This is a genomic window from Pseudundibacterium arcticum (assembly GCF_042646465.1).
GTDB classification, from domain to species: Bacteria; Pseudomonadota; Gammaproteobacteria; order Burkholderiales; family Burkholderiaceae_D; genus Undibacterium_A; species Undibacterium_A arcticum.
On sequence record NZ_JBHRTP010000003.1, the window covers coordinates 129,479 to 155,198 of the forward strand.

At 59.6% G+C, this 25,720-nt stretch carries 18 protein-coding genes; 15 read left to right on the top strand and 3 right to left on the bottom strand.

Annotation, left to right across the window (positions count from 1 at the left end; genetic code table 11):
- The first annotated feature begins 4 nt into the window (after positions 1–4).
- From ACFOFO_RS01450 to ACFOFO_RS01465, 4 genes are all read left to right on the top strand, one after another.
- Positions 5–1,291: a branched-chain amino acid ABC transporter permease gene (locus ACFOFO_RS01450; protein WP_390330630.1), complete on the top strand. Its 1,287-nt coding sequence runs from the start codon at positions 5–7 to the stop codon at positions 1,289–1,291.
- Positions 1,291–2,082, top strand: coding sequence for an ABC transporter ATP-binding protein (locus ACFOFO_RS01455; RefSeq protein WP_390330643.1), 792 nt, complete (start codon positions 1,291–1,293; stop codon positions 2,080–2,082). Before ACFOFO_RS01450 ends, ACFOFO_RS01455 begins: the two co-directional genes overlap by 1 nt.
- Positions 2,082–2,795, top strand: a complete 714-nt coding sequence (locus ACFOFO_RS01460; RefSeq protein ID WP_390325021.1) for an ABC transporter ATP-binding protein — start codon at positions 2,082–2,084, stop codon at positions 2,793–2,795. The genes ACFOFO_RS01455 and ACFOFO_RS01460 overlap by 1 nt, the downstream gene beginning before the upstream one ends.
- A gap of 212 nt (positions 2,796–3,007) precedes the next feature.
- On the top strand, positions 3,008–5,089 hold the full coding sequence (locus ACFOFO_RS01465) for a 3-hydroxyacyl-CoA dehydrogenase NAD-binding domain-containing protein (RefSeq protein WP_390330632.1): 2,082 nt from the start codon (positions 3,008–3,010) through the stop codon (positions 5,087–5,089).
- Positions 5,090–5,260: 171 nt separating this feature from the next.
- Here ACFOFO_RS01465 and ACFOFO_RS01470 read toward each other — a convergent pair whose 3' ends face one another.
- On the bottom strand, positions 5,261–6,964 hold the full coding sequence (locus tag ACFOFO_RS01470) for an MFS transporter (protein ID WP_390325020.1): 1,704 nt from the start codon (positions 6,962–6,964) through the stop codon (positions 5,261–5,263).
- 378 nt (positions 6,965–7,342) lie between these two features.
- On the opposite strand from ACFOFO_RS01470, the gene ACFOFO_RS01475 reads away from it, so the two are divergent.
- The 6 genes from ACFOFO_RS01475 (at position 7,343) to ACFOFO_RS01500 (ending at position 13,468) form a co-directional block, all read left to right on the top strand.
- Complete coding sequence (locus ACFOFO_RS01475) at positions 7,343–8,521, top strand: acetyl-CoA C-acyltransferase (protein WP_390325018.1); 1,179 nt, start codon at positions 7,343–7,345, stop codon at positions 8,519–8,521.
- 278 nt (positions 8,522–8,799) lie between these two features.
- Entirely contained in the window at positions 8,800–10,674 is a 1,875-nt protein-coding gene (locus tag ACFOFO_RS01480; RefSeq protein WP_390325016.1) for an acyl-CoA dehydrogenase, read from the top strand.
- A 22-nt stretch (positions 10,675–10,696) separates the two neighbouring features.
- Entirely contained in the window at positions 10,697–10,999 is a 303-nt protein-coding gene (locus tag ACFOFO_RS01485; RefSeq protein WP_390325015.1) for a Dabb family protein, read from the top strand.
- Positions 11,000–11,194: 195 nt separating this feature from the next.
- Positions 11,195–11,977: an SDR family oxidoreductase gene (locus ACFOFO_RS01490; RefSeq protein ID WP_390325013.1), complete on the top strand. Its 783-nt coding sequence runs from the start codon at positions 11,195–11,197 to the stop codon at positions 11,975–11,977.
- Complete coding sequence (locus ACFOFO_RS01495) at positions 11,974–12,444, top strand: PaaI family thioesterase (protein WP_390325011.1); 471 nt, start codon at positions 11,974–11,976, stop codon at positions 12,442–12,444. The genes ACFOFO_RS01490 and ACFOFO_RS01495 overlap by 4 nt, the downstream gene beginning before the upstream one ends.
- A gap of 118 nt (positions 12,445–12,562) precedes the next feature.
- Positions 12,563–13,468, top strand: coding sequence for an SDR family oxidoreductase (locus ACFOFO_RS01500; protein ID WP_390325009.1), 906 nt, complete (start codon positions 12,563–12,565; stop codon positions 13,466–13,468).
- Positions 13,469–13,816: 348 nt separating this feature from the next.
- On the opposite strand, the gene ACFOFO_RS01505 is transcribed toward ACFOFO_RS01500, so the two are convergent.
- Both ACFOFO_RS01505 and ACFOFO_RS01510 read right to left on the bottom strand, forming a co-directional pair.
- Positions 13,817–14,287, bottom strand: coding sequence for a cyanophycin metabolism-associated DUF1854 family protein (locus ACFOFO_RS01505; protein WP_390325007.1), 471 nt, complete (start codon positions 14,285–14,287; stop codon positions 13,817–13,819).
- A gap of 13 nt (positions 14,288–14,300) precedes the next feature.
- The gene (locus tag ACFOFO_RS01510; protein ID WP_390325006.1) at positions 14,301–16,607 is read right to left on the bottom strand and encodes a cyanophycin metabolism-associated ABC transporter; all 2,307 of its coding nucleotides are present in this window, start codon (positions 16,605–16,607) and stop codon (positions 14,301–14,303) included.
- 420 nt (positions 16,608–17,027) lie between these two features.
- Here ACFOFO_RS01510 and ACFOFO_RS01515 point away from each other — a divergent pair, with 420 nt between their 5' ends.
- The 5 genes from ACFOFO_RS01515 (at position 17,028) to ACFOFO_RS01535 (ending at position 25,714) form a co-directional block, all read left to right on the top strand.
- Entirely contained in the window at positions 17,028–19,208 is a 2,181-nt protein-coding gene (locus tag ACFOFO_RS01515; RefSeq protein WP_390325004.1) for a cyanophycin synthetase, read from the top strand.
- A 120-nt stretch (positions 19,209–19,328) separates the two neighbouring features.
- Complete coding sequence (cphA, locus tag ACFOFO_RS01520; RefSeq protein WP_390325002.1) at positions 19,329–21,899, top strand: cyanophycin synthetase; 2,571 nt, start codon at positions 19,329–19,331, stop codon at positions 21,897–21,899.
- A gap of 736 nt (positions 21,900–22,635) precedes the next feature.
- Positions 22,636–22,914: a hypothetical protein gene (locus ACFOFO_RS01525; protein ID WP_390325000.1), complete on the top strand. Its 279-nt coding sequence runs from the start codon at positions 22,636–22,638 to the stop codon at positions 22,912–22,914.
- Positions 22,915–22,916: 2 nt separating this feature from the next.
- Positions 22,917–23,876 carry an MBL fold metallo-hydrolase gene (locus tag ACFOFO_RS01530; protein WP_390330634.1) on the top strand — a complete coding sequence of 320 codons (960 nt, stop codon included), beginning with the start codon at positions 22,917–22,919 and terminating at the stop codon, positions 23,874–23,876.
- A gap of 167 nt (positions 23,877–24,043) precedes the next feature.
- A complete protein-coding gene (locus tag ACFOFO_RS01535; protein ID WP_390324999.1) occupies positions 24,044–25,714 on the top strand; it encodes an FAD-dependent oxidoreductase in 1,671 nt (556 codons plus the stop codon).
- The last annotated feature ends 6 nt before the right edge of the window (positions 25,715–25,720 follow it).

Genomic DNA, 25,720 nt, shown 5'->3' on the forward strand with positions numbered 1-25,720 from the left:
TGTAATGCGCAAGACATTGAGTTACCGCCCAATCAACCTGAACCGCTGGGTGATCTGGAGCGCCTTTGCGGCGCTACTGATCGTCGCGCCACTGATCTTTAATCAGGGCAGATCGTTGTCCTTGCTATGCCAGATCGGGACCCTGATGATTTTTGGCCTGTCATTCAATATGCTGCTGGGGCAGGGTGGCATGCTGTCATTCGGTCATGCGGTGTATTCCGGCCTCGGTGCTTTTTTCGCGATCCATGCGATGAACCGGATCGGCAGTGGCGCACTGATTTTCCCGGTCACGCTGATCCCCTTGGTCGGCGGCCTGGCCGGCCTGTTCTTCGGCTGCCTGTTTGGTTATGTGACTACCAAGAAATCGGGAACCACTTTTTCGATGATCACGCTCGGCATGGTGGAACTGGTGTTCGCTTGCTCGCTGATGTTCCCCGGTTTTTTTGGCGGCGAGGGTGGTATCACGACCAACCGGGTAATCGGTCCCGCTGTCATGGGCATCAGCTACGGGCCCCAAATCCAGGTGTACTACCTGATTGCCTTCTGGCTCTTCGTCAGCACGATTGGCATGTATGCGTGGTCGCACACGCCGCTGGGGCGGATGGCGAATGCGGTGCGCGACAATCCGGAACGCGCCGAATTCATCGGCTATGACGCGCAATGGGTGCGCTATCTGACCCTGATTGTGTCTGCGTTCTTTGCCGGCATATCGGGCGCCTTGTCGGCGATCAATTTCGAGATCGTCAGCGCCGAGAACGTCAGCGCGATCCGGTCCGGCGTGGTGCTGCTGTTTACCTTCATTGGCGGTATCGGTTTTTTCTTCGGACCGATGATCGGGGCCGTGGTCGGCGTGTTTTTTTCGATCATGCTGTCGGACTACACTAAAGCGTGGCAGCTGTATCTGGGCAGCTTTTTCATCGCAATGGTGATGTTTGCCCCGGGCGGAATTGCCGGTGTGCTGATGCTCAATTTACGGGTAATCAAATATGGCCAGGTCGGTCGCCTCTGGCGAGCCTGGCTATCGGTCGCTGCGTTTACCGTGATGGTGGCGCTGGGCGCGGTGCTGGCGATCGAGATGCTGTATCGGATGACGCTCGGCGCCGCGGACGGAGCGCAGACGACACTGTTCGGATTTCAGACGGCCGCCGCCGCAGCGACTGGTTGGCTGCTCGCGGCGCTGCTGATTGCGTTTGGCGGCTACGGGTTTCGTCGCGCGAAGTCGGCATTTGCCCCGGCCTGGGACGTCGTTAATGCCGAAATCGACGATCGCCTTCGGAGCACGCCGCCGTGATGACAAACACTCCGCACCCGCAATGCGCGCTGGAACTAAAGTCCGTCAGAAAGAATTTCGGTCAATCCGAAATCATTCGCAATACCAGTCTGCAAGTCACCGGTGGCGAACGGATCGCGATCATCGGCCCCAATGGTGCCGGAAAATCGACGCTCTTTAATCTGATTTCCGGGCGCTTTCAGCCGACTTCCGGGGATATTTTGCTCAAGGGCGAGAGTATCACCCGGCTCAAGCCATACCAAATCAATCGGCGCGGCTTGTCACGCAGTTTTCAGATCACGAATATTTTTCATCGACTGAGCGTCTATGAAAATCTGCGCTGCGCGGCGCTATGGTCGCTTGGCTACCGCTATTCGTTCTGGCAACGCCTGGACGGCTTGAAAGATGCGCATCAGCGTGCGGAGCAGGTGCTGGAGCAGATCGGGTTGCAACGTCGCCACAGCAGCATCGCCGGCGTATTGACCTACGCCGAACAACGGGCGCTGGAGATTGGCATCACGATCGCCGGCGGCGCCGACGTGATCCTGCTGGATGAGCCGACCGCGGGGATGAGTCGCTCCGAATCCGATGCGGCGGTCGAACTGATCCGCAAGGTGAGTACTGGCAAGACGTTGTTGATGGTCGAGCATGACATGAGTGTCGTGTTTGGTTTGGCCGACCGGATCGCCGTGCTGGTCTATGGTGAGTTGATCGCCTGCGATATCCCGGCCAATATCCGCAGCAATCCGGCGGTCCAGGAAGCCTATCTGGGCGGCGCCGACGCCAGCTTGTCTCCGGCGCGCGAACGTTGATGACGACCTTACTCGACATCAAGAATCTGCACGCGTTCTACGGCAAGAGTCATGTCCTGCACGGCGTGAATCTACGGGTCGAACAGGGCGAAATCGTCAGCCTGCTCGGGCGCAACGGCGTTGGACGTTCGACCACGATCAAGGCGACGATGGGACAAGTCGCGGCGACCGGGTCGATTTCCTTCAAGGGTGATGAATTGATCGGCCTGAAGGCGTTTCAGATCGCGCATAAGGGTTTGGGCTATGTGCCGGAAAACCGGGATATTTTCCCGACGCTGACGGTCGAACAAAACCTGCTGCTGGGTGAGAAACGAGGCGGGACGGCGAGAAACAGTCCGCGCTGGGCGCTCGCCGATATGTATCGGATGTTTCCGCGACTCAGAGAGCGTCAGTCCATCGCGGCCGGCCTGCTGTCGGGAGGCGAGCAGCAAATGTTGACCTTGTGCCGCACGCTGATGGGCGATCCCGACCTGATCATGATTGACGAACCAACTGAAGGACTGGCGCCGAAGATCGTCGGATTAGTGGCGCAATACCTGACTGAGCTGCAAAGTGCAGGTGTATCGGTGCTGCTGGTCGAACAAAAACTGGCGATTGCGATGGACATCTCGCAGCGGGTCTATGTGATGGGCCATGGTGCGATCGCATTTGAGGGGACGCCCGAAGATCTGCGCAACAACCCGCAGATTCGCAGGGAATGGCTGGAAGTGTAAGGCCGCGCGCATTAAAAATAATACGATCGTTCTTTTTGCGGTATAGTAATCCTTGGTCCGTGCCATGCTGTGGCGTCCGATCATCAGTTTCGAATCAAAAAAATCGATCTGGAACGCAGGTCAGCAACGCTCGGGCAGCGCGTTTGCTGGATGCGTCAAACGCGTTCCATCGGTTACCAGCTTAAAAACAAACTCTGACAAAAGGATTAGTCATGACCGCGGAATATCAAGTCAAAGGCGCCGTCGCCGTTATCACCCTGAATAACCCCCCAGTTAATGGCTTGGGTTTTGCGACCCGCAGCGCCGTGGTCGCAGCCATGCAAACGGCATTGAACGACGACGCAATCAAGGCGATTGTCATCACCGGCGCCGGAAAGGCATTTTCCGGTGGTGCCGATATCAAGGAATTCAATTCACCGATGGCATTGATGGAGCCGTCGCTGCATACCGTGATCAATATGGTCGAAAACTCGACCAAGCCGGTAATCGCCGCGATCCATACGGTCTGCATGGGTGGCGGTCTGGAACTGGCGCTCGGTTGTAATTACCGTGTCGCCGCGCCGGGCGCGCAGATCGCATTGCCGGAAGTCAAACTGGGCATCCTGCCGGGTGCTGGCGGCACGCAGCGCTTGCCGCGGGTGCTGGGTCTGGAAATGGCCCTGAACATGATCGTCTCCGGCACCCCGGTATTGTCCGAGAAATTGGTGCAAACGGCCCTGTTCGATGCACTGATCGACGGCGATCTGATGCAAGGTGCGCTGGCGTTTGCCAACCAGGTTGCTGACGTGCGCCCGCTACCAAAAGTACGCGACCTCAAGATCGACTACCCGAACTACGAAGCATTTCTGCAATTCTCGCGCAATACCGTGAAGGCGATGGCAGGTCCGTTTCCGGCGCCATTGAAATGCGTCGAGGCGGTGGCGGCTGCCGTCACCAAAAAATTCGATGACGGCATGAAGTTTGAAAGGTCCTTGTTCATCGAACTGGTGCAAACGACGGAATCGAAAGCCTTGCGCCACGCCTTCTTTGCCGAGCGCATTGCCGGCAAGGTGCCCGATGTGCCGGCCGACACCCCGACGCGCGCGATTGTTACGGCGGCCGTGATTGGCGCCGGCACCATGGGCGGCGGTATTGCGATGAATTTTGCGAACGCCGGCATTCCGGTAAAAATCCTGGAAATGAAGCAGGAAGCGCTCGACAAGGGTCTGGCGACGATCCGCAAGAATTACGAAAATACGATGAAGAAAGGCAAACTGACGCCCGAAAAATGCGAGCAGCGCATCGGCCTGATCAGCGGCACGCTCGCCTATGAAGACATCGCGCCGGCCGACATCGTGGTCGAAGCGGTGTTCGAGGACATGGGCGTCAAGGAAGCCGTATTCAAGAAACTCGATGAAGTGATGAAGCAAGGAGCAATCCTGGCCTCCAATACCTCGACGCTGGATGTCGACAAGATCGCCAGCTTCACCAAACGCCCGCAAGATGTGATCGGCACCCATTTCTTCAGTCCTGCCAACGTCATGAAGCTGCTGGAAATCGTGCGCGGCGCCAAGACCGGCAAGGATGTGTTGGCAACCACCTTGGCGCTGGCGAAAAAACTGAAAAAGACCGGCGTCGTTTCTGGCGTCTGTGACGGCTTTATCGGCAACCGCATGATCGAGCAATACAGCAGGCAGGCCGGATTCCTGCTGGAAGAGGGCTGCCTGCCGGAGCAGGTCGACCAGGCGGTCGAGAAGTTCGGCTTCGCGATGGGGCCGTTCCGTATGGCTGATCTTGCCGGCAATGATATCGGCTGGCATATCCGCAAGCGTCGTTACATCGACAAGCCGGAGGTGACCTATTCGAAAACCGCCGACCTGCTGTGCGAAATGGGACGTTTCGGCCAGAAGACCGGCGCCGGCTGGTACGACTACAAGGCGGGTGACCGCAAGGCCTACCCGGCCCAGGTCGTCAATGACATGATCGTCAAGCACTCGGCCGAACTGCGCGTGGAGCGGCGCAAGATCAGCGATCAGGAGATTGTCGAACGCCTGGTATATGCGCTGGTCAACGAAGGCGCGTACATCCTGGACGAAGGAATCGCGATGCGCGCATCCGATATCGACATGGTGTATCTGACCGGTTACGGCTTCCCGCTGTTCCGCGGCGGGCCGATGTTCTATGCCGATACGGTGGGTCTGCTGAATGTGTCGATGGCGATGGAAAAATATGCGAAGGGACGCAACGGCTCGGCATGGAAGCCGGCACCGTTGCTGGTCAAGCTGGCGGCAGAAGGCAAGACTTTCAACGGCTGACCGGTTCGAGCCAGTTTGCAGAACCGGGTTAACCAAAAAGCGCGGCATGATTGCCGCGCTTTTTTCATTCCCAATTACAGAAAGAGTTGAATCCATAAATCCATAAAAAAAGCCGCCGATGCATGGCATGGCGGCCTTTAGTTCGGTATCCCCAAGCCGGCAACGCGAGCATTAATCAGCTGCGTAGATATCGTTATCCTTGGTTTCTTTCACGAACAGCATGCCGACCACGAAGGTCATCAGCGCGATGATGATCGGATACCACAGGCCGTAGTAGATATCGCCCTTGAATGCCACCAGCGCAAACGCCGTGGTTGGCAGCAGGCCACCAAACCAGCCGTTACCGATGTGATACGGCAGCGACATCGAGGTGTAACGGATACGGGTCGGGAACATTTCAACCAGCATCGCTGCGATCGGGCCGTATACCATCGTCACGTAGAGCACCAGGATGAACAGCAAACCGAGGATCATCCACCAGTTGCTTGACCCTAATGGGATCGGCTCAGCCTTGGCAGGATAGCCGGCAGCTTTGATTGCATCGCCCGCCTGCTTCTTGAACTCACCCTCCTGCTTTTTGCTGTCGGCATCAAAATTGAGCTTGTCGGCAGTCAATTTTGCGTCAAACGCTGGCAGTTCCTTGTCGCCAATCTTAATCTTTGCCACGGACCCGGCGGGTGCCGTTTCGTTCGTATAGTTCACAGAGCTTGCGGCCAGGAATTGCTTGGCGATGTCGCAAGACGAGGTGAATTTCTTTTGACCGGTCAAGTTGAACTGGAAGTGACATGAGGCGGGATCGGCAACCACTACCACTGGCGCATTCTTAAGGGCTCTTTCCAATGCGGGGTTCGCAAAGTGGGTCAAGCCGCTGAAGATCGGAAAATAGGTCAATGCAGCGATCAGGCAGCCAGCCATGATGATCATCTTGCGGCCGATCTTGTCCGACAGCGAACCAAAAATGATGAAGAAAGGTGTGCCGAGCAACAGCGAGGCGGCGATCAGGATGTTGGCGGTAGGACCATCGACCTTCAAGGTCTGGGTCAGGAAGAACAGTGCATAGAACTGACCGGTGTACCAGACCACGGCTTGGCCCGCAGTCAAACCGACCAGGGCCAGAATCACGATCTTCGCATTTTTCCATTGGGCGAAAGCCTCGGTCAGCGGCGCCTTGGAGGTTTTGCCTTCAGCTTTCATCTTGGCGAAAGCCGGCGACTCGCTCATCGACAAACGGATCCAGACCGACACTGCCAGCAGGAATACGGAAACCAGGAACGGCACGCGCCAACCCCAGTCAGCGAACGCGGCCTCGCCAATGGCGGTACGTGTTCCCAGGATCACGAGCAGCGACAGGAACAGCCCCATGGTGGCAGTGGTCTGAATCCAGGCGGTGAATGCGCCACGCTTGTCGTCCGGTGCATGCTCTGCGACATAAGTCGCGGCACCGCCATATTCGCCGCCAAGCGCCAGGCCCTGCAAAATGCGCAGCGCGATCAGGATGACCGGTGCAGCGATACCGATCGATGCGTAACTTGGCAACAGGCCGACGATGAAGGTCGAACTACCCATGATCACGATCGTGACCAGGAAGGTGTATTTACGACCGATCATGTCACCCAGGCGGCCAAATACCAGCGCGCCGAACGGACGCACGATAAAACCCGCGGCAAACGCCAGCAACGCAAAGATGAAGCCGGTTTGAGGATCGGTACCGGCGAAGAATTGCTTGGCGATGATCGCCGCCAGCGAGCCGTACAGATAAAAGTCGTACCATTCAAATACGGTACCGAGGGACGACGCGAAGATAACCTTTCGCTCCTCCGGGGTGAGGCCACGCGAGCCTGCGAAATTGCGTGACGTTGCTGGTGCTGTCGCCATGCTTGTCTCCTTAAGAATAATTTTAGGTACGGTGCAAACAGGTATATGCAATGCGTGCAATGCGATTGCGCTGGTTTGCTCCATTCATTGCGCTGACAGAGTGTGCTACTTAATACTTACGCGATACTTGCTCGAAACTTACAGAAACTTACACCTCGTGCCGCTGCGATCGTCCGCTATTCCTTTGCTGCAAGCGCACAAAACAAGCCTCTGCGGTCGATTGACGCGCCCACTTAATTTGCGAACGGTCGTACTATAAATATGCTATTCTGCGTTCGACAGGCTCAAAGAAGAGTCAAGGAAACGCTACAGAAACACTACAGAAACGCCATATAGCCGGTTCTATCCATTCAACCCATTTCATCCCTGGAGACCCAAATGACTGACGCCGTCATCGTATCTACCGCCCGTACCGGCCTTGCCAAATCATGGAAGGGCGCATTCAATATGACGCATGGCGCGACCATGGGCGGTCATGTGTTGAATGCGGCGATCGGGCGCGCGCAACTTGATCCGGCAGAAGTGGAAGACGTGATCATCGGCTGTGCCAACCCGGAAGGCGCAACCGGCGCCAATATCGCGCGCCAGATCGCGTTGCGCGGAGGTTGTCCGGTGTCGACCGCAGGCATGACCGTCAACCGCTTCTGTTCATCCGGCCTGCAAACCATCGCACTGGCTGCGCAGCGCATCATCGCCGGGGAAGGTGATATCTATGCCGCCGGTGGCGTCGAGTCGATTTCCTGCGTGCAGCAGGAAATGAATCAACACATGCTGGCGGAAGTCTGGCTCAAGCAAAACAAGCCCGCGCTGTACTGGCCGATGCTGCAAACTGCCGAAACCGTGGCCCAACGCTACAGCATCAGCCGCGAGCGCCAGGATGAGTATGGCGTCCAGAGCCAGCAACGCGCTGCTGCCGCGCAGGCCGCCGGCAAGTTCGACGCCGAGATCGTGCCGATGACGACCATCATGGGCGTGGCCGACAAGGCGACCGGCATGTTGCTCAGCAAGGAAGTGACGATTGCCGCCGATGAAGGAATCCGCGCCGACACCACACTGGAAGCAGTGTCCAAAATCCGCTCGGCCCTGCCGGGTGGCGTGATTACCGCGGGCAACGCCAGCCAGTTCTCGGATGGCGCGTCGGTGTCGATCCTGATGAGTAGCAAGGTGGCGGCAGCCAAGGGCCTGCAACCGCTCGGCATCTTCCGCGGCTTCGCGGTGGCCGGCTGCGAGCCGGATGAAATGGGCATCGGCCCGGTGTTTGCGATTCCGAAACTGCTGAAAAAGGCCGGCCTGAGGGTCGAGGACATCGGCCTGTGGGAGTTGAACGAGGCGTTCGCGGTGCAGGTGCTGTACTGCGCCGACAAGATCGGCATCCCGATGGATCGCCTCAATGTCAACGGCGGTGCGATTGCAGTCGGCCATCCTTATGGCGTATCCGGCGCGCGTCTGACCGGCCATGCATTGATCGAAGGCAAGCGCCGCGGCGTCAAATATGTCGTCGTCACCATGTGCATTGGCGGTGGCCAGGGCGCGGCCGGCCTGTTTGAAGTTTGTTAGGAGTCTGTCGGACGTACGGCTCGGCGCCCCCGGAGAATCGGCTGCAAAATTATCTGAACGGTCCATATTTCACCGGCTTTTTGGTCAATAGCTCGCTATTGACACTGCAAATCCGGCAAAATCTGTCCTCGCTCAGCTAATTTTTCGCTTCGATTCCGTAAGGCCGACAGACTCCTGGATCCGGTTACCGGACAACTCAACTCAAATTCATCCGCGCCGATCTTGTGCGGCCTGGTGCCGCCTGAGATGCTGCGGACGAATCAAGGAACGGTGCCCCCATGCCATCGAAGATATTATCCCGCCGCGATCTCGATTTTCTGCTGTACGAATGGCTGCAGGCCGAAACGCTGACCAGCCGAGAGCGTTATGTCGATCATTCACGCGAAACCTTCGACGCGGCGATCGACACCTGCGAACGGATCGCCACCGATCTGTTTGCGCCGCATAACAAGAAGAGCGACCAGAACGAGCCGCATGTCGTGTCCGGCCCGGCCGGCGCTAGCGTCGCGATCATCCCGGAAGTCAAAGCCGCACTGACCGCTTTTTGCGATGCCGGATTGGTGGCGGCCGGCCAGGATGTCGAATTCGGCGGGATGCAACTGCCGTGCGTGGTCGAAAAGGCGGGTTTCGCGTATTTTTTGGCTGCCAATGTCGGCACCTCGGCCTATCCGTTCCTGACCATCGGCAACGCCAATACGTTGCAAAAATGCGGCACCCGGCAACAAATCGAGCACTATGTCAGGCCGATGCTGGAGGGCCGCTTTTTCGGCACCATGTGCCTGTCGGAGCCGCAGGCCGGTTCGTCGCTGTCGGACATCACGACGCGGGCCGAACCCGAGACCGGTGTCGCCGATGGCAGCACTGACGGCAGCTATCGGCTGTTCGGCAACAAGATGTGGATTTCCGGCGGCGAGCACGATCTGTCCGACAACATCGTGCATCTGGTACTGGCCAAAATCCCCGGTCCGGACGGCAAACTGATCCCTGGCGTGAACGGCATCTCGCTCTTCATCGTGCCGAAGATTCTGCTGAACGCCGATGGCAGCCTCGGCCAGCGCAATGACGTGGTGCTGGCCGGCCTGAACCACAAGATGGGCTACCGCGGCACCACCAATTGCCTGCTCAATTTCGGCGAAGGAAAATTCAAGCCGACCGGCGCCGATGGCGTGGCCAAGGCTGGCGCCATCGGTTATCTGGTTGGTCAAGCGCACAAGGGGCTGGCCAATATGTTTCACATGATGAACGAGGCGCGTATCGGTGTCGGCTTGGGTGCGGTGGCACTCGGTTACACCGGTTACCTGCATGCGCTCGACTATGCGCGCAACCGGCCGCAGGGGCGCCATCCTCTGGCCAAAGACCCGGCCCAGCCGCAAGTGCCGATCATCGCGCACACCGATGTCAAGCGCATGCTGCTGGCGCAAAAATCCTATGTCGAAGGCGGCTTGGCACTGACGCTGTATTGCGCACGGCTGGTCGACGAGGAGCGCACCGCCGAATCGCCGGATCTGCGCAATCATGCGACCCGCCTGCTCGACATACTGACGCCGATCGCGAAATCATGGCCCGCACAATGGTGCCTGGAGGCCAATAATCTCGCGATCCAGGTGCATGGCGGCTACGGCTATACGCGCGAATACAACGTCGAACAGTTCTATCGCGACAACCGCCTCAATCCGATTCATGAAGGAACGCACGGCATCCACGGGCTCGACCTGCTGGGGCGCAAGGTGCGTTTGCAGGACGGCACCTTGTTCCGCACGCTCAGCGACGAAGTGCAGAAAACCCTCGATCGGGCGCACCAAGTGACGGCGCTGACCGAGCATGGCCAGGCGCTGGCCCGGACCTGGCGGCAGCTTGGTGACGTGACGCAGGCCTTGTACCTGGTCGGCGACCTGAACAAGACGCTGGCTAATGCGTCGGTCTATCTGGAGGCGTTCGGCCATGCGGTGGTGGCGTGGATCTGGCTCGAACAGGCGCTGGTGGCGGTCGCGCGGCTCGATCATCCAGTGGAACAGGAACGCCAGTTCTATCGCGGTAAACTGCAGGCCTGCCGCTATTTCTTTCGATGGGAGTTACCGAAGGTACAGCCGCAGCTCGATTTACTGGCCAGCATCGATACCACCACGCTGGACATGCAGGACGAATGGTTTTAACTCAACGCTAAAGGACAGGGAAATGATCAAGCACATTGTCATGTGGAAACTGAAAGAACAGGCGGAAGGCGCGGACAAGGCCAGCAACGCACAAAAAATGAAATCACTGCTCGATGCCTGCGCCGGCATCGTGCCCGGCATCCTGAAGCTGGAGGTCGCGCTCGCGCAGCCGGGACTGGAAGCGACTTACGACGTGGTGCTGTATTCCGAATTTGCCGACCAGGCGGCGCTCGATGCGTATCAGGACCACCCGCAGCATGTGGCGGTGAAACCGTTCATCGGCGCGGTCAGGGAAGCGCGGCAATGCATGGATTACGAGGTTTGAGCAATAACTATACTGAGCCCAGTATTTTTAATTGCCGCAATGAATTCAGGCGGGACAGACCAATTTCAAGTGATACTCCCTTGATTATTTGAAATTCTGCGCTTGTTTAGCCGAAAATAAAGCAATCGGCTATGTCCCGCTGTAGCGAACAATCCCACCAACACAGTATTGGTTAATCCGGGTAAAGGAGAGCGCATGCGCACCACACAACAATTATTTGACCTCACTGGCAAGACCGCGCTGATCACCGGCGGCTCGCGCGGCCTGGGTTTGCAAATCGCCGAAGCGCTGGGCGAGCAGGGCGCGCAAATCGTGCTGTCGTCACGCAAGCAAGGCGATCTGGATGCAGCGATTGCGCATCTGCAGACGCGCGGCATCGAAGCGTCCGCGATCGCTGCCGACCTGTCGCAAGACGCACAAATCCTGCCCCTGGTGGAGCAGGCGATCACCCGCCTCGGCCATATCGACATCCTGGTCAATAACGCCGGCGCAACCTGGGGTGCACCGGCCGAAGAGCATCCGATCGAGGCCTGGGACAAGGTGATGAACCTGAACATCCGCAGCATCTTTCTGGTGTCGCAGGCAGTCGGCAAGCTGTCGATGATCCCGCGTCACTACGGCCGCATCGTCAACGTGGCATCGATCGCGGGCCTGGGCGGCAATCCACCCGGCAGCATGAACACGATCGCCTACAACACGTCCAAGGGGGCGGTCATCAATTTCACGCGCACGCTGGCGGCCGAATGGGGGCGCTACGGCATCACCGTGAATGCGGTCGCACCAGGATTTTTCCCCTCCAAGATGACGCAAGGCGTGCTCAGTCAGCTGGGCGCCGATCAGCTGGCCAGCCACGCGCCGCTGCAGCGTATCGGTGACGACGAGGATTTGAAAGGGGCGGCGCTGCTGTTTGCCTCCGACGCCGGCAAGCACATTACCGGTCAGATTCTGGCGGTCGATGGCGGGGTGTCTGCGGTATGACCAGCGCGATCGATCCTGCTGCATCGCCATCGACGAGTCAGCCATTTCCGGTCGACATCCCGTTCTTGCACGATCTGGGCGTCGAGTTTCTCGGCATGGGCAATGGCGAAGCGCAAGTCGCGCTGAATCTGCTGCCGCGCCACATGAATAGCTGGCACGTGACCCATGGCGGCATCACCATGACGCTGCTGGATGTGGCGATGTCGATGGCCGGGCGCTCGCTGAATCCGGCGGCAAAGGCCGGCGTCACGGTCGACATGACGACCAGTTTCCTGCAACCGGGCGGCCGGCCGGGCGCACGCATTGTCGCCAAGGGCCGGGCGTTTCACCGCTCGACCACCCTGTGTTTTTGTGAAGGTGAGGTCTGGAACGGCGAGCAACTGGTCGCGCGGGCGATGGGCACCTTCAAATATGTGGGGCGCCTGGATGTCGACAAGAAGTTATCGCCGCAGCCCGGCGCCGATTGAACTGATGCTGCGGTAGCCGATCTGCTGCATGGCGCAGATTGCGTGCCGAGCCGGTGCGGCGGTGGGGCGGTGCCAGCATGAGGCCGTTTTATTTTTAAATTCCGAGGAAAACCATTCCATGAAAAACTTTAGCAACAAGGTCGCCGTCATCACCGGCGCCGCCAGCGGTTTCGGCCGTGAATTCGCCCTGCTCGGCGCCAAGCTCGGCATGCGGCTGGTGCTGGCCGACGTGCAGCAGGATGCGCTGGAGCGGGTCAAGGCCGAACTGGAAGCGCAAGGCGCGCAAGTGCTGGCGCAGGTGTGCGACGTGCGCAAGGCCGATGCCGTACAGGCCTTGGCCGATGCGACGATGGCGCGCTTCGGTGCGGTCCACCTGTTGTTCAACAACGCCGGCGTCGGCTCGGGCGGCCTGATCTGGGAAAACACCCAGGCCGACTGGGAATGGGTGCTCGGCGTTAATTTATGGGGCGTGATCCACGGCGTGCGGATCTTCACGCCGCTGATGCTGGCGTGCGCCAGGCAGGAGCCCGGCTACCAAGGTCACATTGTCAACACGGCGTCGATGGCAGGGCTGTTGAACGCGCCGACGATGGGCGTCTATAACGTCTCCAAACATGCGGTGGTGTCGTTGTCGGAAACGCTGTATCAGGACCTGAAGCTGGTCGACGCACCGATCGGCGCGTCGGTGCTATGCCCTTATTTTGTGCCGACCGGCATCGCGCACTCGCACCGCAACCGCCCGGACGATGTGCCGAGCGCCGCCACACCGACCGTCAGCCAGCTGGCGGCACAGGCCATGTCGGACAAGGCGGTCAGTTCCGGCAAGGTCAGCGCCGAACAGGTCGCGCAGTGGACCTTCGACGCGATTCGCGACGCGCAGTTTTATATCTATTCGCATCCCGGCGCGTTGACGCATGTGCAGAAGCGGATGGAACACATAGTCGCGCAACAAAATCCGGCCGATGCCTACGAAGAAACGCCGCAGGTGCGGGACATGTTGCGGGCAAAGATGAAACTCGATTGAGGCCCTGCGCGGTGCGGTGGCGGTCGTCGTCCGGATCGTCGCCTTTCGTAACTGTTCAGCCCGCTATGACGGGTTGAATGATTAGTACACAAAAGACCGTTCGCCCTGAGTAGCGAAGCGTATCGAAGGCTGGGTAGCCTTCGATACGCCCGATGGGCTACTCAGGACGAACGGCTTGCTGGGATTGCTAAAATCATCGCTAGCCGCGGGCTGAATAGTTACCGTCTTTCCGCACTTTGTTGGAGTATGGCGCAATGGTCATTGATTGATAAGCGGCAGCGGCATATTGTTACTGGAGTATAGGTTGGTGGCGACACCATTGATGTCGCCACCAAGACCCCGTCAGGCTTACAGGAACCGGTCCAGGATCTTCTTGCTGTGCTTGTCCAGCTCGAACATGTTTCGGATCAGGAAATGGATGCCATGGGTATCCGACACCAGCAAGGTGTCCGGTCCGATGCGGCGGATATCTTCTTCGCCGCGCAGCACAAAATGCGTTTCGCCGCGATCGGTGATGACGCTCCAGGTGCAGGGCGTGGCGTAGCTGGTGACATCGACGATACGCGCAATTTCGGGCATGAACTCGCGTCCGCCGAGTTCCTCTTCGACCAGCGCCCGCACCGTCGCGGGTAAATCCTGCAAGCCGTCGATCCACGCCACTTCCTGTCCATCGGCGCAGACCATCGCAATCCCGTGATCCGGCGCCTGGATCGGAAACGCGCGCACCGGCGACACGTTCTCAAAGACCTGACCGTCGGCGCTGGTCAGCGTCAGGCGGCCGAACGGGTTGCGGATCAAATCAAAACTGCTTGTGGTCATCGTCATATCCCCGTCATTCACTGTCGTTGCTGCCATTGTTGCCATTGCTGCCGTTATCGTCGCGATCGTCCAGATCGGTATCGACATTGCGCGCCTGCGCCTGATACAGGCGGTAATACGCGCCTTCGCGCGCCATCAGTTCGTCATGCGGACCGACTTCGACCACCTGGCCACGATCCAGCACCACCAGTCGGTCGGCGCGTTGCAGCGTCGACAAGCGGTGGGCGATCGCGATGGTGGTGCGGCCGTGTACCAGGTTGTCCAGCGCTTTCTGGATTTCCTTTTCGGTCTCGGAGTCGACCGACGAGGTCGCTTCATCCAGAATCAGGATGCGCGGATCGATCAGCAGCGCACGCGCGATCGAGATGCGCTGGCGCTCGCCGCCGGACAGGCCCTGGCCGCGCTCGCCGACCATCGAGTCATAACCTTGCGCCAGGCGCAGGATGAATTCATGCGCATGCGCGGCGCGCGCGGCGCCGATGATTTCATCGCGACTGGCATGCGGTTTGCCGTACGCGATATTTTCGGCAATGGTGCCGAAGAACAGGAACGGTTCCTGTAATACCAGGCCGATATTGCGCCGATAATCTGCGATCGGGAACGAGCGGATATCGACGCCGTCGAGCATGATCGCGCCTTCGGACACGTCATAGAAACGACAGATCAAGTTGACCAGCGTGCTCTTGCCGGAGCCGCTGTGGCCAACCAGGCCGATCATTTCGCCGGCCTTGATGTTCAGGTTGATGCCGCGATTGACGGCGCGGTTGCCGTAGCGGAAACCCACTTCGCGCAGATCGATGTTGCCATGGACCTGTTTCAATGGCACCGGATTCGTGGGTTCCGGCACGCTCGACACGTGGTCCAGAATGTCGAAAATGCGTTTCGCCGCCGATGCCGATTTCTGCGTCACCGAGACGATCCGGCTCATCGAATCGAGCCGGCCATAGAAGCGGCTGCTATAGGCGATGAAGGCCGTCAGCACACCGACCGTAATATGCCCTTTCGATACCTGCCAGATGCCGAAAACCCAGATCACCAGCAAGCCCAGTTCGGTCAGGAACGACACCGTGGGCGAGAACAGCGACCAGATCTTGTTGAGCTTGTCGTTGACCGCGAGGTTGTGCTTGTTGGCAGTGCGGAAGCGGGCCGCTTCGCGCGCTTCCTGCGCGAACGCCTTGACCACGCGGATGCCAGGGATGGTATCGGCCAGCACGTTGGTGACTTCGCCCCAGACCCGATCGATCTTTTCGAAGCCGGTGCGCAGGCGGTCGCGCACCACGTGGATCATCCAGGCGATGAAGGGCAAGGGCAGCAAGGTCACCGCGGCCAGCCACGGGTCGATCGAGCACAGGATCACGCCGGTCATGATGATCATCAGCACGTCGGACGCGAAATCGAGCAGGTGCAGCGACAGGAAAACGCAGATACGGTCGCTCTCGCTGCCGATCCGCGACATCAGGTCGCCGGTACGCTTGCCGCCGAAATATTCCAGCGACAGTTTCAACAGATGTTCATAGGTTGCGGTGCGCAGGTCGGCGCCGATCCGCTCCGACACCAGCGCCAGCACATAGGTCTTGCCCCAGCCCAGCACCCAGGCCAGCACCGCCGAGCCGAGCAGTCCTGACATATACAGCATGACCAGCATCGGATCGACGGGATGGCCATTCTGATAAGGGATCAGCACCTTGTCCATCAAGGGCATGGTCAGATACGGCGGAATCATGTGGGCCGCGGTGCCGAGCAACATCAGGATGAAGCCGGCCAGCAGTTCCTTCCGATACGGCCTGGTAAAGCGCCACAGCCGGAACAAGGTCCAGGTCGATGGCGGCGTGTGGATCACCTTGGTACAGATCGGGCACTCTTCCTGATCCGGCGCCAACGGCGCCTTGCAACTAGGGCAGACGTTTTGTTCATCACGCACGATCGGTTGGCCGCTGACATGGCTCTCCAACTGGGCCCCGAAATGCTCGACCAAACGGATTGCCAGCAGATTTTGACCCAGCGTGAAACGCCATGACGCGAGCCGACGGCTGCCGTCCTGCAGTTCCAGATGGCCGACGCCGGCGTGATCGTGATGTGTAAGTGACAAACCCTGGCGGTACGGCCAGTCGCGCCACGCGGTTTCTCCCGGCGCGCGCGCCAGAATGCGGCGCTCGGTAACCAGTACCAGGCCTTTGACAAAATGAAGTCGCGCATCGAGGTCAACCTCCAGCGCGCTGATAACGTTCTCTCCTGTGGCAAGCTGCGGCTGTACCTCGGTGCGCCAGACTCCAGGCAGTTCAATGCGGTCCAGGTCAGCGGAAAGTTGTTCGGTTGTCATCGTGAAGCGTACTCCGGATCGAGCCTGCGCCGAAAGGGCAAGGGCTCGGAAACAGTGGGGAAAAATATCGGATCAGCATCCCGGCCATAAAATAAACGCTAAAACGACGCCGGGTAGCGACTTACGGAAGCTGTTATTTACGGTATTCTGTCAGGTGTTAAAAATTTGACGGAAATCAAGGCAGGAGGGCGCGACATGCTTTGCGGCGAGTATACAGCAAGAGATGGCGTCAAGAAATCCGGAAATGCCATGCTGTAACGACAAACGCATCCCCCGTTTTGAATTCAGTGGCAGGGACCGCAGCTGGGATCGCTGGGATATTAGATGGACGTAAGGCGATTGGTTGCAGACCGATTCAGGACGAGTTCCAAATATGGCGCGGGCCGGCCATGGCAATTAACAAGTTACAAGAATTGAAACATGACGAAGAAGAAAGACATTGAATTTCTCCGTGTAACACATCTGCGCGGACCAAATATCTGGACCTATCGCCCGGTGATCGAGGCGTGGGTGGACATTGGTGCGCTGGAAGATTTTCCCTCCAATACCATTCCCGGGTTTTACGAGCGACTGACGGCCCTGTTGCCAAATTTGATCGAACACCGTTGCGGTGTCGGCGGACGCGGCGGTTTTCTGGAGCGCCTGCGGGACGGCACCTACGCCGCGCACATTCTCGAGCACGTCGTGCTGGAGCTGCAGAACCTGGCTGGCATGCGCACCGGTTTCGGCAAGACGCGCCAGACCTCGGAAAAAGGCGGCATCTACAAGATGGCGTTTCGCACCCGCCAGGAACAGGTTGGCCGCGCCGCATTGGCCGCAGGCCGCGATCTGCTAATGGCGGCGATTGAAGACCGGCCCTACGATCTCAAGGCGACCGTCGCGAGCTTGAGCGACATGGTCGATTCGCTGTGCCTCGGCCCGAGCACCGCACATATCGTCGACGCGGCCACCGCGCGGCGGATTCCATCGATTCGCCTGACCGACGGCAATTTGGTCCAGCTCGGCCACGGTGCCCGACAGCGCCGCATCTGGACCGCGGAAACCGATCAGACCAGCGCGATTGCCGAAGGCATCGCCAGCGACAAGGACCTGACCAAGAGTTTGCTCGAAGCGTGTGGCGTGCCGGTGCCCGAAGGGCAACTGGTTGCCAGCGCGGACGAAGCATGGGAGGCGGCCCAGGACATCGGCGCACCGGTGGTCGTCAAACCCTATGACGGCAACCACGGGCGGGGTGTTTCGGTCAATCTGGTGACCCAGGCCGAGGTCGAGGCGGCCTACCATCTGGCCAGCCGCAAGGGCGACAGCAAGAGTGTCATCGTCGAACGTTTCATTGTCGGCAATGAACATCGGCTGCTGGTCGTCGGCAAACGCCTGGTGGCGGCGGCGCGCGGCGAGTCGCTGTGGGTTACCGGCGATGGCACATCGAACATTATCGAACTGGTCGACAGCCAGATCAACACCGATCCACGGCGCGGCACCGGCGAGGACTCGCCGCTGAACGCACTGGCCCCGGAACATGGCGCCGAAATCATCCTCGAGCTGGAACGTCAGGGCTTTACCGCTTATTCGGTGCCGGCTGACGGCCAGAAGGTGTTGATCCAGCCGAACGGCAACGTCGCTTTTGACGTCACCGACCAGGTACATCCGAGCATTGTCGCGACCGCGACCCTGGCGGCGCGCGTGGTCGGTCTCGACATCGCCGGCATCGATCTGGTGGCTGAGGATATTTCCCGCCCGCTCGAGCAGCAGGGCGGCGCCATCATCGAAGTCAACGCCAGTCCCGGATTGCTGGCGCATCTGAAGCCGGCCAGCGGCGAACCGCGCCCGGTTGGCGCGGCCATCGTCGACCACCTGTTTGCATCCGAGGAGACCGGTCGCATGCCCATCGTCGGTGTCGCTGGCAAGCGCGGCACGACCCTGATCGCAAGGTTGATCGCTTGGATGCTGCAGATCAGCGGCAGGCAAGTCGGGTTGACCTGCCACGATGGGCTATACCTGAACAGTCGGCAAATCCCCCCGGGCAATTACTCGCACTGGGAAGCGGGTCAGCGTTTGCTGCTCAATCGGACCGTGGAAGCGGCCGTGTTTGAGAACAGCAGCCGCATGATCCTGTCGGAGGGCCTGGCCTATGATAAATGCGCAGTCGGCGTGGTGACTGACGTCAGCGGCCACGAAGAACTCGGCGAGTTCTACATTCATTCCGCCGATCAGTTGTACCACGTGCTGCGCACGCAGATCGACGTGATCCTGCCCAACGGTGTCGCCGTGCTGAACGCGGCCGATCCGCAGGTGGTGGAGATGGCGCAGCTGTGCGATGGCGAGGTCATTTTCTACGGACTGGACGCACAACTGGAAGCGATTGCCGCGCATCGGGAGCAGGGCGGGCGCGTGGTTTTCCTGCGCAACAGCAGCATCGTGCTGGCTGCGGGACAGCAAGAGACTGCCTTGCTGCCGCTGTCTTCCCTCAAGCCGGCCAAGGCGGCCCAGCCGGAAGCGGTGCTGGCGGCCGTCGCCGCGGGCTGGGCGCTCGGACTTGCAGCGGAACTGATCGGCGCGGGTCTTCGCACTTTCGATTCGAACCCAAAGAAGACACATTACTGACAGGATTTGCGAAGCACTGAGGGGGCAGGCGTCAGGCCTGCGTCTGCTCCGATCCCACGCAAATCGACACGAGCCTGGTGTCATGACACCAGGCAGATAACACGACAGGACAACTGGTTTATGGAAGTTTCACGCATCCGCGCGCTGCGCGGCCCCAATCTCTGGAGCCATCACACGGCCATCGAGGCGATCGTTGCCTGTACTCCCGCGGAGCATTCGATCGACCAGCTGCCCGGCTTTGAAGTCCGGCTGCGGGCACGCTTTCCCGGCATCAGCGCACTGCAGCCGACCGGCCACGCCGACGCGATCCCGATGGCGCATGTGCTGGAATTGACCGCGCTCGGCCTGCAGGCGCAAGCCGGCTGCCCGGTGACGTTCAGCCGCACTACGCAGACGGTGGAACCCGGCATTTTCCAGGTGGTAGTCGAATACACCGAAGAGGCGGTCGGCCGGTTGGCGCTGGAGCTGGCGGAGAAACTGTGCCGCGCCGCCATCGACGACACACCTTTCGATCTGACTGGTGCGCTGAGCCAGTTGCGTGATCTGGATGAAGATGTGCGCCTCGGTCCCAGCACCGGCGCCATCGTCAATGCCGCAACGGCGCGCAATATTCCTTACCGCCGGCTGACCAATGGCAGTCTGGTCATGTTCGGCTGGGGCAGCCGCCAGCGCTGCATCCAGGCCGCTGAAATGGACACCACCAGCGCCATCGCGGAATCGATCGCCCAGGACAAGCAGCTGACCAAGAATCTGCTGGAAGCTGCCGGTGTGCCGGTGCCGATCGGGCGTGCGGTTGATAGTGCCGACGACGCCTGGGCCGCCGCGTGCGAAATCGGCCTGCCGGTGGTGGTCAAGCCAAAGGACGGCAATCAGGGCAAGGGCGTCACAGTCAACGTGATGACGCAGGAGGATATCAAAATTGCCTATACCGCCGCGGCCGAATTTCGTGATGACATCATGGTCGAGCGTTTCTTGCCCGGCAACGATTTCCGCTTGCTGGTGGTCGGCAAGAAGCTGATTGCCGCCGCGCGCCGTGACCCGCCGCAGGTGGTGGGCGACGGCATTCATTCGGTGCGGCAATTGGTAGACCTGGTCAACAGCGACCCGCGCCGCGGTAGCGGTCATGCGACCTCGCTGACCAAGATCCGATTTGACGATATCGCGCTGGCCCGGCTGGCGCTGCAAGGCTATGAGGCGGATTCGATTCCGCCCAACGGGCAACGCATTATCTTGCGCAACAACGCCAATCTGTCGACCGGCGGCACCGCTACCGACGTCACCGATGACGTGCATCCGGAAGTGGCGGCACGCGCCGTGGAAGCCGCGCAAATGATCGGCCTCGATATTTGCGGGGTCGACGTGGTCTGCGACAGCGTTCTACAACCGATTGAGGAGCAACGCGGCGGTGTGGTTGAAGTCAATGCCGCGCCCGGCTTGCGCATGCATCTGTCGCCTTCCTTTGGCAAAGGGCGCCCGGTCGGCGAGGCCATCATCTCGAACATGTTTGCCGATGGCGACGATGGCCGCATTCCGGTGGTCGCCGTTACCGGCACCAACGGCAAGACCACCACGGTACGCCTGATCGCGCATTTGCTGACCGCCAGCGGGTTGCGGGTCGGGATGACCAACACCGACGGCGTTTATATAGAAGGCCGGCGCATCGATAGCGGTGACTGCAGCGGGCCGCGCAGCGCGCGCAATGTGTTGCTGCACCCGGACGTCGATGCGGCGGTATTTGAAACTGCGCGCGGTGGCGTGTTGCGTGAAGGGCTGGCGTTTGATCGCTGCAAGGTCGCAGTCGTCACCAATATCGGTACCGGCGACCATCTTGGACTCAACTACATCACCACCGTTGAGGATCTCGCAGTATTAAAGCGCGTCATTGTGCAAAATGTCGCCGACGGTGGAGTCGCGGTATTGAACGCAGCGGACCCGATCGTGGCCGGCATGGCGGCCAACTGCCGCGGTGCGGTGACCTTCTTTGCCGGCGATCGCGGGCACCCGGTGATGGCCACGCATCTGGCGCAGGGACGCCGCGCTGTGTATGTCGAGGATGGATACCTGATCGCGGCAGCAGGAAAAGAACAGCACAAGATAGCGCTGGCCGAAGTGCCGATTACGCGCCATGGCAGCATCGGCTTTCAGGTGGATAACGTGATGGCAGCGGTCGCCGCGGCCTGGGGTGTCGGCATCGACTGGGATGCGATCCGGGTTGGTCTCAAGACCTTTGCCAACGATAGCGACAATGCACCGGGCCGCTTCAATGTATTCAATTATCGTGGTGCGACGCTGATTGCCGACTACGGCCACAATCCCGATGCGATTCTGGCGCTGGTGCAGGCGGTCGACACCATGCCGGCCAAGCGGCGCTCGGTCGTTATCAGCGGCGCCGGCGACCGGCGCGATGAAGACATTCGCCAGCAGACGCAAATCCTGGGCGGCACCTTTGACGATGTCCTGCTGTATCAGGATCAATGTCAGCGCGGCCGCGAACATGGTGAGGTGCTGGCATTGTTGCGGGCAGGCCTTGCCAATGCCGCGCGCACCTCGCGTGTCGATGACATCTACGGCGAATTCCTGGCCATCGATACCGCGTTGTCCCGACTCAATGCCGGTGATTTGTGCCTGATTCTGGTGGACCAGGTCGAAGAAGCGCTGGCGCATATTGGAAAACGGATCGCCGAAGGCTAAGCATCGACGGTACGCGCATGCAGGATGCCGATTCAGATCGACGTCGTGACGCAATCTTCAGGAGTATGCTTTAATTTGCGATAGTATCAGCGCGGAACAGATGCGTGACGACGGGAGTATAGCGTTACGCGCCGCACGCTTCCAGCGGCGCGCCTGATCTGTCAGACTGGCGTTTGCGCCAACCGGCCACCATGCCGTGCGACGCGATATGCGCCAGTAGTCGCTTTTTTGCTTTCGGTCAGTGCCGAATCCTGCTTCATTCCAAGCCCGTACCGCCAGTTCGACGATCCCTAACGCACTGCAATAAGCCCTGACCACGCGCGGAATGATCTGCAGCGCATGGCCGGCACGCGTGTTGTTGGCCGCGTAGCCGATGATATCGTACGCTGATGGCGGCGCTATCGAGATAGCTACGCATATATTTCTCTTCCCCCGGCATCTGCGCAAAGTCCTCACAGTGAATACGGCCGTTCCAGCTTTGCCAACGGTTCCAGGATCACATGGCATGCGTTCACGCCAGCTTGGGGCGCGAGGCGCAACGCCAACTCCTCCAGTTCGGGCAATTTGGATGGCCGACTACGGGCAATTTGGCGGTGATGTGGCTGTCATGCATCCTGGTGCGACCGACGTCGCGCTCTTGCTTCCATGTAATTCCACTACCACTACGTGATATCAAGAATAGAGAAAGCGCCTGATTGCGGTTATGCTCGGATCGGTTTCCAGCTGCCCTTCACCGATGGACGCGCGCCAGGGCATAAAGGCCTGGTGGCCTGGTGTGCTCAGTGCTGATGTTCACAACTGCCCGCGGCATGGGATCGAGCAGGGCACGACAGAAGCGATTAAACTTTTCTTGATAATAGTAAAACCGGCATCGGATGCCGATCCTCCGCCGCGCCAGGAATTATCGAATCCAGGGCAGCAGGCGGCTTGCCGCGACACGAAAGCAGCCGATGCACGGCGCCGCATGATGGACATTGAACGAATTTTTGAAATAGTGAACACAGACAGGAGTTGAAAATGACCAAGCAATTCGCCTCACAAGCCGATCTCGAAGAAAAGAAAACGAGCTTCATCAAGCTGTCCGACAATGCCTACGCCTACACCGCCGAAGGCGATCCGAATTCCGGCGTGATCATCGGCGACGATAGCGTGATGGTGGTCGATACCACGGCGACGCCAGTGATGGCGCAAGCACTGATCGAACACATCCGTTCGGTCACCGATTTGCCGATCAAATATGTTGTCCTGTCGCATTACCACGCGGTCCGCGTGCTGGGTGCGTCGGCCTATGCAAAAGAGGGCGCGCAGCAGGTCATTGCCTCGCGCGGCACCTACGAAATGATCGTCGAACGCGGCGCGCAGGACATGCAGTCAGAGATTGAACGCTTCCCGCGTCTGTTTGCGGGTGTCGAGTCGGTACCGGGACTGACCTGGCCGACCATGGTATTTGAAAAAGAAATGACGATTTTCATGGGCAAGCTGGAAGTCAGGCTGATGCATATCGGCATGGGGCACACCAAGGGCGACACGATCGCATGGATCCCGTCGCAAAAGATCTGCTTCTCCGGCGATCTGGTCGAATACGATGCCGCCGCCTATACCGGCGATGCGCAGCTGGAAGAATGGCCTGCCACGCTGGAGGCCTTGCGTGCGCTCGGTGCCGAAAAACTGGTGCCAGGGCGCGGACCGGCGCTGATGAATCCGGCCGAAGTCAACGCTGGTATCGATTACACCAAGGACTTCGTCACCACCTTGTTGCAAAGTGCGAAAGAAGCAGTGGCCGCCGGCAAATCGCTGAAACACACGATGGCGCACGCCCGCAGCAAGATGGACCCGAAATTCGGCCAGGTTTTCATTTACGAGCATTGCCTGCCATTCGACGTGACACGCGCGTTCGACGAGGCCAGCGGCATCAAGCATCCGCGGATCTGGACCGCTGAACGCGACCAGGAAATGTGGCATTCGCTGCAGGAATGATCGGCCCGGGACTCCGACACGCGCAGGCGATATGGCTTGAAGCGGCAACATCAAGCCAAAGGAGTTGATGTCAGTTTGAGCGAATCGACTGCACTAAGTCGTATGCACTATTAGCAGCACTCAAACCACAGCTGACCATTCAGAGCCTCGAAAATTGAGCGGGAAACATGGACCAAGACTATCAACACCGCGTGTTCGACTACCAGAAATCGGCCGATCAGAATGTGGCCCAAACCCGCCATCCGGTGATCGTGATTGGCGCCGGTCCGGTAGGATTGGCGACCGCGATCGATCTGGCGCAGCAGGGCGTGCGCACGGTATTGCTGGACGACGACAATACGCTGTCAACCGGATCGCGTGCCATTTGCTTCGCCAAACGCACACTGGAAATTTTCGATCGGCTGCACTGTGCGGACCCCATGGTGGAGAAGGGCGTCGGCTGGAATGTCGGTCGCGTTTTTTTCAAGGATGAAGCCGTGTATAGCTTCGACCTGCTGCCGGAAACCGGACATCACAGGCCCGCCTTCATCAATCTCCAGCAATATTACGTCGAAGGCTATCTGCATGATCAGGCCCGGGCCTGTCCCAATCTCGATATTCGCTGGAAAAATAAAGTCGTTGGCCTGACACAGCTTGCCGACCAGGTCGAACTGGTGATCGACACGCCCGACGGGCAATACGCGTTGCAGGCCGATTACGTCGTGGCCGCCGATGGCGGCCGCAGTGCGGTGCGCGGTCTGATGGGCCTCGAAAGCCACGGCCGCACGTTCAAGGACCGATTCCTGATCGCCGACGTCAAGATGACTGCAGCGTTTCCCAGCGAGCGCTGGTTCTGGTTCGATCCACCATTTCATCCACACCAGTCGGTGCTGTTGCACCGGCAGCCGGACAATGTATGGCGTATTGATTTTCAGCTCGGCTGGGATGCCGACCCGGAAGCGGAGAAACTACCGGAACGCGTCATTCCGCGCGTCCAGGCCTTGCTCGGAAACGATGCCAAATTCGAACTGGAATGGGTCAGCGTCTACACCTTCCGCTGCATGCGGATGGATCATTTCCGGCATGGCCGCGTGTTATTTGCCGGCGACGCAGCGCATGGCGTATCGCCGTTCGGCGCGCGCGGCGCCAACAGCGGCGTGCAGGACGCCGACAACCTGGTCTGGAAACTGAGACTGGTATTGAACGGCCAGGCACCGCACACTTTGCTCGACTCCTATGCCAGCGAGCGCGAACATGCGGCCGACGAAAATATCCTGAACTCCACCCGTTCCACCGATTTCATCACGCCGAAAAGTGCGGTCAGCAGGCTATTCCGCGACGCCGTGCTCAGCCTGTCGAAGGATTACCCATTCGCCCGCAAGCTGGTCAATAGCGGGCGGCTTTCCGTTCCCGCAACCTATGCCGATTCGCTGCTCAACACGCCGGATCGCGATCTGTTTGCCGGTGCCATGGTGCCGGGGGCGCCCAGCACCGACGCGCCGGTGTTGATCGATGGCCAACCGCAGTGGTTTCTGGGCCTGACTGGCAATGACTTTACCGGTATCTTCTTCGCCGGGGAGCTGGCGGATGTCGGTAGATACCGCGATGCATTCGATACGCTCTCCGACGCGTCGATCCCGGTGCGCACCGTGGTAGTCCTGCCGGGCGGTACGTACGCGGAGGCGTTGTCCGGCATGTCGGTGGCCGAAGATAGCCAAGGTTTACTGGCGCAGCGCTTTGACGCCACGCCGGGCACCTATTATTTGTTGCGGCCGGACCAGCACGTCTGCGCCCGCTGGCGGCAATTCGACGTCGACGCAGTGCAATCCGCTGTGCTGCGCGCCAGTGCAAACAACTGACGAGGA